Consider the following 11952-nt stretch of genomic DNA (forward strand, 5'->3'; position numbering starts at 1 on the left):
GTGCGGGGCCCGGACCCCTGACTTCACCGGAACGCCGACGGCGTCCGGGCTAGCGGACATACCCGAGGTCCTTCATCCCCGCCGTGAGCCGGGGCAGGGCGCTGACCGTGCGCACCGAGGGATCCATCTCCGTGCCCGGGATCTCGATGAACCGCTTCTTCTCCACGGCCGCGAGCTTCGACATCACCGGGTTCGCGCGGATCGCCTTCAGCTTGTCGGCGGCGCTGTCGCCCGGCTTGCCGCGCTCGGACAGATCGCCGATCACGATGAAGTCCGGGTCGCGCTTGGCGATCTGCTCCCAGGTGACGGCCGGCCAGTCCTCGTCGAGGTCGTCGAAGGCGTTCTTCGCGCCGACGGTCCGGCTCATCTCGCTGGGGATCGCGCTCTTGCCCGCGACGTACGGGGTGTCGCCGTAGACGGAGTACAGCCAGACGACGCTGGGCTCGCCCTCGACCCGGTCCGCGGTCTTCGTCGCCTTGGTGAGCGTCGCCCGCTGGTCCTTGACCAGCTTCGCGGCGCGCTTCTCGACGCCGAAGATCCGTCCGAGGTCCTCGTAGTCCTGGAACAGCAGGTCGAAGGGCGACTTGGCCTTCTTGCCCGCACCGGCGGCGTTCTGCTTGGGGCAGTCCACGGCGCTCACGAACGTCGGCAGGTCGAGGTCCGCGAGCTCCTCGCGGGTGCCGACGCGGTCCTTGGTGAAGTAGTCCGTGAAGCCGCCGAGCGTGAAGTCCGGGGTCGCGGCGCGCAGTTGCTCACCGGTGAGGATCTTCGGGCTGAGCACGTCGACCTTGTCGTACGCCTTCTTGTACTCCGGCGCGATCTTCGTCTTCAGGTTGGACGTGCCGGCCATGCGGTCTTCGAGGCCGAGTTCGAGCAGGACCTCGGTCGAGGACTGGTCGAGGGCCACGGTGCGCTCGGGCGGCCCGTCGAAGCTCAGCTTCCGGCCGCAGCTCGTGACGTTCGTCTCGCGGCCGGACGCCTTGTCGTCCGACGCGGAGCCGCCGCCGTCGGAGGACGAACAGCCGACGGCCGTCAGGGTGAGGACGAGGGCGGCTGTGCCGAAGCGGGCGGTGTGGCGGTGGCGCATGGGACCTCCGGTCTGGGGTGGGACGCGATAAGGGTACTGTAATGGCAATCATTTTCATTAACGGGTCTCGGGGTGCGCTTCGCCGAACGGCGGCGGCGCACCGGGCGCCGCCAACAGCCGCCATGCGCAGGTCTGTTGGGCGACGCGACGAGGCCGCATAACGATTTCGAGATCCGTACGGGGCCTGCGCGAGGCCCGTGCGGGCGACTGGAGAGGAGTGCGTGACGTGGCGACTACGCCGATACGGACGGGGGAGGCCGAGGGGGGCTCGGGCACCCGGGGAGACTCGCGGGGGCCGGAGGGCACGAGGGACGGTGGTGCTGCGGAAGGTGCTCTTGGCGCCGCCGAGGAGGGTGCCGGGGGCGGCTCCGAGGGGAGTGTCCGGGACGCTGCCGAGGAGAGTGCTGACGGAGGCGGCGCCGGGGGCGAGGGTGGCGTTCGGGGGCGCGGCGTGCTGCGGGACGTCGCGTTTCTGCGGTTGTGGTCCGGGACCACCGCGTCCGGGCTCGCGACCTGGGCGCTGCCCTTCGTGCTCGGGCTCGCTGTGCTCGACCGGACCATCGGCGCGGCGACCCTCGGCCTGCTGCTCGCCGCCCGCACCGCGGGCTTCCTTGTCGCCGTCGCCGTCGGCGGCGTCCTCGCCGACCGTTACTCGCGGCGCGGCGTCGTCCTCTGGGCGGGCCTCGCCGCCGCGGCCGCGACCCCGCTTCTGGCCGTCGGCCTCGGCCGGTCCCTGCCGCTGATGCTGGCCGCCGCCGTGGTCGCGGGCGGGGGCCAGGGCGCGTGCCGCCCCGCCTTCCAGGCGCTGACCGCCGAGGTCGTCGACGCGGACCGGCGCCAGTCCGCGAACGCCGCGATGACCCTGTCCGTACGGGCCACCACGCTCGCCGGGCCCTCGCTCACCGCGCTGCTCGCCGTGGTCCTGGACGTCTGGGTGCTGCTGCTCGGCATCGGGGTGCTGTGGCTGGTGGCGGCGCTGGTGCCGGGTCCGGGCACGCGGCGCCCGGGGGCGGCGGGCGCGAAGGCCGACGGCGCGGAAGGTGACGACGCGCAGGCCAGCGACGGTGCCCGTGCGGGTGACGCCGACGGCGCGGACGGTGGCGTACCCCGCCGACGCCCGTCGTTCTTCGCGGAGTTCGCCGAAGGGCTGCGTGAGGCGCGGCGCCATCCCTGGTTCCTCGCCGGGCTCGGCGCGCTGACCATTGTCATCTCCACCGGCTACTCGGCCACCGGCGTCGCGCTGCCGCTGGTCAGCCGCGACAAGTACGACACCGGGGTGGTCCTCGCGGCGGCCATGACCGCGTACACGCTGGGCGCGCTCGGCGGCGCCGTCGTCGTCGCGCGCTGGCGCCCGCGCGCGCAGGGCTGGGCCGCCCTCGCGGGCCTCGGCCTCTACGGCTTCGCGCCGCTCAGCCTGCTGCTGCCGGTGCACTGGGTGGTCGTCGTGGCCGCGTACGCGGTGGCGGGGATCGGCATCGAGCTGTTCAACGTGCCCTGGTTCACGGCCACTCAGCGGGAGGTCGAGCCCGACAAGCTGGCCCGGGTGTCGTCCCTCGACTTCATGCTGTCCTACGGCCTCGCGCCCCTCGGCCTCGCCCTGATCGCCCCGGCCATCGAGCACTTCGGGGCCCGACCGGTGCTCGCGGTGTGCGCGCTGCTGTGCTTCGCGGCACCCGCGGCGGCGGCGCTGGTGCCGAGCGCCCGCGGGTTCGCACGGCGAGGCAACGTACAGAACGACTGACCGCACGTACAGAACGACTGACTGCGAGAGTCACGGCATGACTGATCAACTCCCGGGCGGCACGCCCGGACCCGGCCCCGCTCCCGCGGCCGGCGACGGCTCCGCGCCCGCGCTCGCGTACGGCGTCGAGCCACCCCGTGTCGCGGGCGAGGAGCTGGACAAGGCGCCCGCGCTGCTCGCCGAGCACGGCGCGGTCGTGCTGTCCGCGTACGGCACCGGCGGCGACGGGCTCGCCGTCGCCGCCGCGCGGGTGCTCGGCGCCCGGCTGCGCGAGCTGTACCCGCAGCGGCTGCGTACGTCGCGGGACGGCGGGCCCGTCCACCTGCACGCCGACAGCTTCGACGTGCGGGTGGACATCGGCGGCGTACCCAGCAGGCGCCGCCACCCGGACGAGGACTACGTGTTCGTGCAGTGCGTGCGCCCCGCGCCGTCCGGCGGGCACTCCTTCGCGCTGGACGCGGGCCGGTTCGTGGACGGGCTCGCGACGGCCGACCCGGAGCTGCGGTCCTTCCTGACCGGCTTCGACGTCGATCTGTACGGGGCGTGGGCGGGCCTGCGCGGGTTGCCTGCGGCGCCCAGCGTGGGGCGGCACGTGGAGTGGACGCGGACCGGGCGCCGCGTCTTCCGCCGCACGGACGGCGCGGCTCCGTTGCACCGTGACCCCGACGGGGTGTACGTGGCCGCCATGCTGGAGCGGTTCACTCGGGCCGTGCATGGGCTCGAAGCCGGGCTGCCGCGCTTCCGCCTGGCGGCGGGGGACGTTCTCGTACTCGACAACTACCGCTGTTGGCACGGGCGGGATGGGCATGTGGGGGAGCGGAGCGTGCGGATTCTTACGGTGCGTAGCGCTGACGCGCGTTAGCGCTTCGCTGGATTTGCGGTTTTTATCCTGCGGGCCCGGTGGGGGCTGGGCGCGCAGTTCCCCGCGCCCCTACGGGGCCCGGTTGGGGCTTTGCCCAGGAGGTGTGGCCCTAGGTCGCATCTGCCATGTATGTTCCGCTGAAGTTTTACAGATGCCAGGCAAACGGGCTTATCGTGCTGCACATGCAGTCCTACACCATCGGGCAGGCCGCCCGGCTTCTCGGCGTCAGTCCTGACACCGCGCGGCGCTGGGCCGACGCCGGGCGCGTCGCCACGCATCGGGACGACGCCGGGCGCCGCCTCATCGAGGGGCGCGACCTGGCCGCGTTCTCCGTGGAACTGGCCCAGAACGGCGCGGGCGGCACCGGCGAGGACGAGGGCTCGTACACGTCCGCGCGCAACGCCTTCCCCGGCATCGTCACCGCCGTGAAGCTCGGTGACGTGGCCGCGCAGGTCGAGATCCAGGCGGGCCCGCACCGCCTGGTCTCGCTGCTCACCCGCGAGGCGGTGGAGGAGCTCGGTCTGGAGGTCGGGATGGAGGCCACCGCCCGCGTGAAGTCCACCAGCGTGCACATCGACCGCGTCTGAACGCCCCGAACGAACGCCTCGCGAGGAGTCCCGCTCATGTCCCCCGTTCCCCCTGCCCGTACCGCCCGCGCCGCCGCTGCGGTGGCCGCCGCCGTGCTCCTGCTGCCGCTCGCCGCCTGCGGTAACGACGACGGCGACAGCAAGAAGGACAAGGGCAGCGGCGGCACGGCCGGGGCCGCGCCCGACGCCGACCTGACCGTGCTCGCGGCCGCGTCGCTCACCGATGTGTTCAAGAAGGTGGAGACGGCGTACGAGAAGAAGCACCCGGGCACGAAGCTCACCTTCTCCTTCGCCGGGTCACAGGAACTCGCCGCGCAGGTCAAGCAGGGCTCGCCCGCCGACGCCCTGGTGACCGCCGACACCAAGACCATGGACGGGCTGAAGTCCGACACCGGCACGCCGACCGTCATCGCCAAGAACCGGCTCGTCATCGCCACCCGCGAGGGCAACCCCAAGAAGATCAAGAGCCTGAAGGGCCTCACCGACAGCGGCCTGAAGGTCGTGCTCGCCGCGCCCGAGGTGCCCGTCGGGCGGTACGGCCAGCAGGTGCTCGACGCGCAGAAGCTCAAGGTGAAGCCGGTCTCGCAGGAGACGAGCGTGCGCGGTGTGCTCAGCAAGGTCGAGCTCGGCGAGGCCGACGCGGGCATCGTCTACAAGACCGACGCCGCGGTGGCCGCCGACAAGGTCGACGCACTTTCCATCCCCGACGCCCAGAACGCCGTGGCGTCTTATCCGGCTGCCACGCTTGCGCAGTCCGGGCACAAGGAGGCGTCCGATGCCTTCGTCAAGTGGCTTGGCTCGGCGGAGGCGCAGAAGATTCTGCGGGAAGCGGGCTTCCAGAAGCCGTAGCTGTTTCTCCGGGGGCGGCTGGTCTCTTTTCCGCCTGCGGCTCCGTGGGGGCTGGGCGCGCCCCGCGGCGGAGCCGCATATCGACACAGCCCCGCGCCCCTACGGGGCGCGTCCCGTATTGCTGATTCGCTTCGTACGTCAGGATCCGCCGATGAACAACCGCTTCCGCAGGTCGCGCCCCGCCGCCGGGGGCCGCGTGCGTGCGCCGGTGCTGCTTGCGGGGCCCGCGTTGCTCGGCGTCGCGTTTCTGTTGATGCCGCTCGTCGGGGTGCTGGCCCGTACGGAGTGGGGGGAGCTCGGGGAGCATCTGACGAGCCCGGGGGTGACCGAGGCCCTTCGGCTTTCGCTCGTCGTGTCCTTCTGGGCGCTCGGCCTCTCGCTGCTGCTCGGCGTGCCGCTGGCCTGGCTGCTCGCGCGGGTGCCGTTCCCCGGCAAGGCGCTCGTACGCTCGCTCGTGCTGCTGCCCATGGTGCTGCCGCCGACCGTCGGCGGCGTCGCGCTGCTGCTCGGCTTCGGGCGGCGCGGGCTGCTCGGGCCCTGGCTGGAGGGCACCTTCGGCGTCGTCCTGCCCTTCCACACCTCCGGCGCGGTCGTCGCGGCGACGTTCGTCTCGATGCCGTTCCTGGTGATCAGCCTGGAGGGGGCGATCGCGGGACTGCGGCCCAGCTACGAGGAGACGGCCGCGTCCCTCGGGGCCTCCCCGGTGCGGGTGTTCTTCACCGTCACGTTGCCGATGGTCGCGCCGGGCCTCGTCGCCGGGGCCGCGCTCACCTGGGCGCGGGCGCTCGGCGAGTTCGGCGCGACGATCACGTTCGCGGGGAATCTGCCCGGTACGACACAGACGCTGCCGCTCCAGGTGTACCTGCTCCTCCAGGACTCGCCGGAGGCCGCCACCTCGGTGTCCCTGCTGCTGCTCGCCATCGCGATGGCCGTGCTGGTGGCGTTGCGGGGGCGGTGGACCGGGGGCGGGTCGGCGGGGTCGGCGTCGCGGGGGCGGGGTGTTCCCGAGGCGCCGGGTGAAGCTGCTCCCGAGTCGCCGCCGGGCGGAGCTGCTCCCGAGGCCCCGCCGGGTGCGGAGGTGTTCAAGTCTCCGGAGGGCAGGGGTAGTTGGAGTCTGCACGCCGACGTCACCGGCTTCACCGAGCTCACCCTCGACGCCGACCCCGGCACCACCATCGCCGTCGTCGGCCCCAACGGCGCCGGCAAAACCACGCTCCTGCGGGCCCTCCTCGGCCTGACCCCCCGCGCGCACGCGGCCCTGCGCCTCGGCGACACCGACGTCACGGCGCTCGCGCCGCACCGGCGCAAGGTGGCCTGGGTGCCGCAGGACGGCGCGCTGTTCCCGCACCTGAACGCCCTCGGCAACACGGCGTACGGGCTGCGGGCACAGGGCGTACCGCGCGGTGCGGCTAGGCGTGCGGCGCAGGAGTGGCTGGACCGGCTCGGGATCGGGCACCTCGCGCACCGCAGGCCCGCGCAGTTGTCCGGCGGGCAGGCGGGGCGGGTGGCCCTGGCCCGGGCCCTCGCGGCGCGCCCGCGGCTGCTGCTCCTGGACGAACCCCTGGCCGCGCTCGACCAGACGACGAGGGCCCACGTGCGGCACACCCTGCGCGGGCACCTCGACGGCTTCGGCGGCGTCTGCCTGATCGTCACCCACGACCCCGTGGAGGCGGTGTCCCTGGCCGACCGGGTCCTCGTACTCGACGAGGGCCGTACGCTCCAGGACGCGCCGCCCGCCGAGGTGACCCGGCATCCGCGGTCGCCCTGGGTGGCCCGCATGCTGGGCCGCAACGCCTGGCCGGGCACCGCGGGCCCCGACGGGACGCTCGCCCTCGCGGGCGCGGGACGCCTTGTCGTCGCGGACCCTCTCGACGCGGGGGTCCGCGCCCTGGCCGTCATCGCCCCCGAGGCGGTGTCGGTGCACCGGGAGAAGCCGGCGGGCAGCCCGCGCAACGTCTGGCCCGGCACGGTCCGCGAGATCACGGCGGCCGGCAGCCGCCTGCGGGTCCTCATCACGTCCCCGGACGCCCCCGACCTCGTCGCCGAGATCACGCCGGCCGCGGCGGCCGAACTCGCCCTCGCGGACGGAGCGGAGGTATGGACGAGCGTGAAGGCCACGGAGGTTTCGGTGGTGGAGCTGTAGGCCCTGCCGGGGGCCTCCCCAAGCCCGCCCCTTCCCGTAACCAGGGGGCTGCCGCCCCCTGGCCCCCCGCTGTCGCCGCTCCGCGGCTCGTCCTCAATCGCCGGACGGGCTGGGAGGGGTAGGGGTCGCGGGTGGGTGGGACAGACCTCCGCCGATCGCCGCTTCGCGGCTCGTCCTCACGTGCCGGGCGGGCTGAAATTCCGCCGCGCGGGCTGAAACCTCACCGGCTGTTCCGGCGGGTAGTAAGGGCGGGTGGGTGGGGGATATAGCCCCTCCGGCGTTTGAGGAGCGGGGGTTCGGGGGCGGAGCCCCCGTGGCGGTGCCCACGGCGCGGCTCACAGCGGCGCCTGCCACGTCACCGTGGTGCCCGCACTGGAATCCTCCGTGGCCCCGTCGTCGAAGACGACAAGCCGCACACCCGCCCGCCCGTCGGGCAAGCCCACCCCCGCGTCGATCGTCACGTCGACCCGCGTGACGTCGACCCGCCGCGACGCCGCGGCCAGCGCGCGGCGCAGGGCGGCGAGGAGGTGACCGGCGGCCGGGTCCGCGACCCGCGTGTCCACGGCGCCGGTGAAGTGCACGGACGGCTGCACACCGAGCAGCGCCGCCGCCCCCGCCGTCTCCTTGAGCACCTTCCCCCGGAAGGTGGTCGGCGCGTCGGCGGGCGGCTGCTGCAGCGCGAAGATGGCCGTCCGCACCTCCTGGATCGTGGACTCCAGCTCGTCCACGGCCTGGTCGAGCGCCGACCCCTCCGGCGCCGAACCGGCCCTGCGCCGCGTCGACTCCAGCATCATGCCGGTCGCGAACAGGCGCTGTACGACGAGGTCGTGCAGGTCGCGCGCGATGCGGTCGCGGTCCTCGAAGACCGCGAGCCGCTGCCGGGACTGCTGCGCGTCGGCAAGGACGAGGGCGAGCGCCGCCTGCGAGGCGAACTGCGTGGCGAGCAGCCGCTCCACGGCCGTGTACGCGCGCTCGCCGCGGCGGCGCGGCAGCGCGAGCGTGCCGATGAGGCGGCCGCCCGCCTGCAGCGGCAGCATCATGCTCGGCCCGAACCGGGAGCGTACGTGGGTCGTCATGCGGGGGTCGGTCGCCGAGTCCTCGATGAACACCGGCTCGCCGCCGAGCAGTTGCTCCAGGACGGCGCTGCCGGGCTCGATGGTGGTGCCGATCATGTCGTTCTGCGCGGCCGCCGCGGGATGGCTGCGGCGCTCGGGCGGGAGGGTGCCGCCGACCGCGTCCGTCGCCGCGGCCACGATCGTCATGCCGCCCTCCGGCGTGGGCTGGAGGACCACGCCCGCCGCCGCGTCCGCGAGCCGCCGCGCCTGCTGGGCCACCGTCATCAGCGCGTCGGCCGCGGCCTCACCGGTGAGCAGCGCGGTGGTGACCGCCGCCGCGCCCTCGATCCAGCGTTCGCGCTGCCGGGCCGTCTCGTACAGCCGCGCGTTCCCGACCGCGATCCCCGCCTGCCCCGCGAGCACCCGCAGAAGCCCGACATCGGCGCCGGAGAAGCCGCCGCCCGCCCCGGCCGTGAGATGCAGGGTCCCGAACTCCTCGTCGTGCACGAGGATGGGGATGCTGAGGGAGGCCGGAAGTCTGTCCGGGGTGGGCACGTCGTCCCGCGTTGGTGCATCATCGTCCGGCGTGGACGCATCGTCCGGCGCGGGCGCCTCACCGGGCACGGGCGCCTCATCGGGCAGGCGCGCCTCCCCTGACGTCGACGTGAACACGTCCGGCGGGCCGCCCTCCGCCGCGGCCGTCACCCTCAGGACGCCGTGCGCGGCCCCGGTCAGCCGGGTCGCGCTGTCCACGATGTGCTGGAGCGTGGACCGCAGCTCGAGTTCGGTGCCGACGCTCAGGACCGCGTCCAGGAGCAGCGGCAGCGGCGGTTCGCTGACGTCGTCGGTCATGTCGTCGGCGTACTCCCCATCGGTCTGCGGCCCGTCCCGCAGCCGGACTCGAAGCGGCCCGCAAGGCGGAGCGGAAGCGCCCCGCGGGGCGGAACGCCCGCTCAGCCCGCCAGCGGGTCCAGGACCAGCGGTTGGATCTTGCCCTCAAGCATCGCACCGAGTCCGAGCACCGCGCACACGTCCGGCCGCTCCGCGATGTGGACGGGCATGCCGGTGGCGTTCACGAGCATCTGGTCGAGGCCGGGAAGCAGCGCGCTGCCGCCGACCATCATGATCCCGCGGTCCGCGAGGTCGGCGACCAGGTCCGGCGGGCAGTCCCGCAGGACCTTGCCGATGCCGTCGAGGACGGCGGTCAGCGGCGTGTGGATCGCGTCCCGGACGGCGGCCGTGTCCACCTGCACCGAGCGCGCGAGACCCGTCGCCACGTCCCGCCCGTGGATCTCCGTCGACTCCGGGCCCTGCGGGGTCAGGCCGTTGCCGCTCAGCGCGAGCTGGAGGGGACGTACCGACTGGGACGGCAGCATCAACTCGTGCTGGTGGCGCAGGTGCTGCACGATCGCGGCGTCGATGGCCTCGCCGCCCACCGGAATCCGCTCGGCCGTCACGATCGAGCCGAGGGAGAGGACCGCGACCTGCGTCGTGGCGGCCCCGCACACCAGGATCATCGTCGCCTCGGGCCGCTCGACGGGCAGCCCGCAGCCGACCGCGGCCGCGATGAGCGTGTCCACCAGCTCCACGCGGCGCGCGCCGAGCCCGACCATCGTCTCCACCGCCGCCCGCTGCGCCAGCGGATCCGCGTCGTGCGGGGTGCACGCGGCGGCCCGCATCCGCGGCTTGCGGCGCAGGGTGCGGCGCAGCTTCTCGCCGAGCAGATGACGCAGCATCCGCTGGCACATCTCGATGTCGACGACGGTGCCGCCGGACACGGGCCGTACGACACGGATGTATCCGGGCGTCCGTCCCGTCATCTGCTCCGCGAACTGCCCCACCGCGATCAGCGCGCCGGTCCGCGTGTTCACGGCGGCGACGCTCGGCTCGTCGACGACGAGTCCCGCGCCCTTCACGAACACCCGCGTGCGCGCGGCCCCCATGTCGACGGCGATATGGCAGCGGCGCAAGTTCTCCAGGCTGACGGTCATGGCAGATCCTCCCGAGAGCGCAGACCGTGCGGACCGCCGGACGACGGCCCGAGTCAGGGACCGCCGGAACGGCGGTCCCTGACTCGCATCGTGCGGCGGCCGGGAGCGGGCCGCGCGCTGGGATGCGCCGGCCGGGGTGCCGCCGCGCGGGTGATCTTCGGCGGCGCCCCGGCCCGCGGGGGTGCGGATAATCTCTGGGGCGCCCCGCCCGCGGCCGGTTAGCATCCCGTGTGACACGAGCATCCACGGAAAACGCGCCTGACGAGCAGTCAGGGCAGGGCGGGCAGGGCGAACCCCCCATATCGGTCGACGTCGCCGACCCCGCCCCGAAGCGCCGCATACTCGCCGACCTGACCCCGCTGCGCACCTCCGCCGACTACCGGCGCCTCTGGGTCGGCAACACCATCTCCTGGGTCGGCCAGGCGATGACCGCGCTCGCGGTGTCGCTCCAGGTGTACGACATCACGCGCTCCAGCTTCTCCGTCGGACTGGTCGGTCTCTTCTCCCTCGTCCCGCTGGTCGTCTTCGGCCTGTACGGCGGCGCGATCGCCGACACCGTGGACCGCCGCAAGCTCGGCCTGTACTCGGCGGCGGGCCTGTGCGCCCTGTCCTTCGCCCTCGCGGGCGCGGCGCTCATCGGCTATCACCACGTGTGGTTCCTGTACGGCGTGGTCGCGCTGCAGGCGACGTGCGGCGCGCTGAACTCCCCGGCGCGCACGTCGATGATCCCGCGCCTGCTGCCGCCCGAGCAGCTCCCCGCCGCGAACGCCCTGAACTCCATCACGACGACGTCCGGCGCGATGCTCGGCCCGATGCTCGGCGGCCTGCTGGTGGGGCTGTGGGGCTATCAGGCGGCGTACGTCATCGACGCGGTGGCGTTCACGGCGGCGCTGTACGCGATGTGGCGACTGCCGTCGATGCGGCCCCTGGCCGACGGCCCGGAGGCGAAGGGGGCGTCGGGGGCGGCGGGAGCCAAGGGGGCGACGGCAGGGGCGATGAGTCCCGGCGGCAAGCGGCCACGCGCCTCCGTCGTCGACGGCCTCCGCTTCCTCGCCACCCGCCCCAACATCCGCATGACCTTCTTCACCGACCTGTGCGCGATGGTCCTCGCGCACCCGCGGGCGCTGTTCCCGGCGATCGCCGTGGTCTGGTACGGCGGCGACGCGAAGACGGCGGGCCTGCTCGCGGCGGCGCCCGCGGTGGGCGCGCTGCTCGGCGGCGTGTTCTCCGGCTGGCTGGGCCGCGTCCACCGGCACGGGCTCGCCATCGCGCTGTCGGTGGCGGCCTGGGGCACGGCAGTCGCGGTCTTCGGCCTCACCCGCAACCTCTGGCTCGGCCTGGTCTTCCTCGCCCTCGCCGGGTGCGCGGACACCATCTCGATGGTCTTCCGCAGCACGATGCTCCAGGCGGCCACGCCGGACGCGATGCGCGGGCGCCTCCAGGGCGTGTTCATCGTGGTCGTCGCGGGCGGGCCGCGCGCCGGCGACTTCCTCGCCGGAACCGTCGGCGACCTCACCTCGCCCCGCGTGGCGATCACCGGCGGCGGCCTCGCCTGCGTGCTGGCGGTGGGTCTCCTGGTCACTCGCTGGCGGTCGTTCCTGCACTACGACGCCCGCGACCCGCAGGCCTGACGGCGC

General features: G+C 73.8%; 9 protein-coding genes. 6 read left to right on the forward strand and 3 right to left on the reverse strand.

The features are described 5' to 3' along the window. Positions 1–49: 49 nt before the first annotated feature. Positions 50–1087, reverse strand: a complete 1038-nt coding sequence (locus AC0KTA_RS26385) for an ABC transporter substrate-binding protein (protein WP_481050700.1) — start codon at positions 1085–1087, stop codon at positions 50–52. A 451-nt stretch (positions 1088–1538) separates the two neighbouring features. Between AC0KTA_RS26385 and AC0KTA_RS26390 the strand changes: the two genes are divergently transcribed. From AC0KTA_RS26390 to AC0KTA_RS26410, 5 genes are all read left to right on the forward strand, one after another. Next, positions 1539–2828, forward strand: coding sequence for an MFS transporter (locus tag AC0KTA_RS26390; protein WP_481050701.1), 1290 nt, complete (start codon positions 1539–1541; stop codon positions 2826–2828). Between the two features lie 37 nt (positions 2829–2865). Then, a complete protein-coding gene (locus AC0KTA_RS26395) occupies positions 2866–3690 on the forward strand; it encodes a TauD/TfdA family dioxygenase (protein WP_481050702.1) in 825 nt (274 codons plus the stop codon). A 182-nt stretch (positions 3691–3872) separates the two neighbouring features. Then, positions 3873–4277: a TOBE domain-containing protein gene (locus tag AC0KTA_RS26400; RefSeq protein WP_481050703.1), complete on the forward strand. Its 405-nt coding sequence runs from the start codon at positions 3873–3875 to the stop codon at positions 4275–4277. 36 nt (positions 4278–4313) lie between these two features. After that, on the forward strand, positions 4314–5126 hold the full coding sequence (modA, locus tag AC0KTA_RS26405) for a molybdate ABC transporter substrate-binding protein (RefSeq protein WP_481050704.1): 813 nt from the start codon (positions 4314–4316) through the stop codon (positions 5124–5126). A 151-nt stretch (positions 5127–5277) separates the two neighbouring features. Next, positions 5278–7269: an ABC transporter permease gene (locus AC0KTA_RS26410; protein WP_481050705.1), complete on the forward strand. Its 1992-nt coding sequence runs from the start codon at positions 5278–5280 to the stop codon at positions 7267–7269. Between the two features lie 335 nt (positions 7270–7604). On the opposite strand, the gene AC0KTA_RS26415 is transcribed toward AC0KTA_RS26410, so the two are convergent. Further along, positions 7605–9176: a GAF domain-containing sensor histidine kinase gene (locus AC0KTA_RS26415; protein ID WP_481050706.1), complete on the reverse strand. Its 1572-nt coding sequence runs from the start codon at positions 9174–9176 to the stop codon at positions 7605–7607. A gap of 101 nt (positions 9177–9277) precedes the next feature. After that, positions 9278–10315: a rod shape-determining protein MreB gene (mreB, locus tag AC0KTA_RS26420; protein WP_481050707.1), complete on the reverse strand. Its 1038-nt coding sequence runs from the start codon at positions 10313–10315 to the stop codon at positions 9278–9280. 230 nt (positions 10316–10545) lie between these two features. Between mreB and AC0KTA_RS26425 the strand changes: the two genes are divergently transcribed. Continuing rightward, a complete protein-coding gene (locus AC0KTA_RS26425) occupies positions 10546–11946 on the forward strand; it encodes an MFS transporter (RefSeq protein WP_481050708.1) in 1401 nt (466 codons plus the stop codon). Positions 11947–11952 lie beyond the last annotated feature (6 nt).

The organism is Streptomyces sp. Y309 (assembly GCF_056712025.1).

Excerpts from the sequence above, each read along its gene's own strand:
- AC0KTA_RS26385 (WP_481050700.1), bottom strand. The coding sequence starts at position 1,087 with ATGCGCCACCGCCACACCGCCCGCTTCGGCACAGCCGCCCTCGTCCTC.
- AC0KTA_RS26395 (WP_481050702.1), top strand. The coding sequence starts at position 2,866 with ATGACTGATCAACTCCCGGGCGGCACGCCCGGACCCGGCCCCGCTCCC.
- AC0KTA_RS26400 (WP_481050703.1), top strand. The coding sequence starts at position 3,873 with ATGCAGTCCTACACCATCGGGCAGGCCGCCCGGCTTCTCGGCGTCAGT.
- modA (WP_481050704.1), top strand. The coding sequence starts at position 4,314 with ATGTCCCCCGTTCCCCCTGCCCGTACCGCCCGCGCCGCCGCTGCGGTG.
- AC0KTA_RS26410 (WP_481050705.1), top strand. The coding sequence starts at position 5,278 with ATGAACAACCGCTTCCGCAGGTCGCGCCCCGCCGCCGGGGGCCGCGTG.
- AC0KTA_RS26415 (WP_481050706.1), bottom strand. The coding sequence starts at position 9,176 with ATGACCGACGACGTCAGCGAACCGCCGCTGCCGCTGCTCCTGGACGCG.
- mreB (WP_481050707.1), bottom strand. The coding sequence starts at position 10,315 with ATGACCGTCAGCCTGGAGAACTTGCGCCGCTGCCATATCGCCGTCGAC.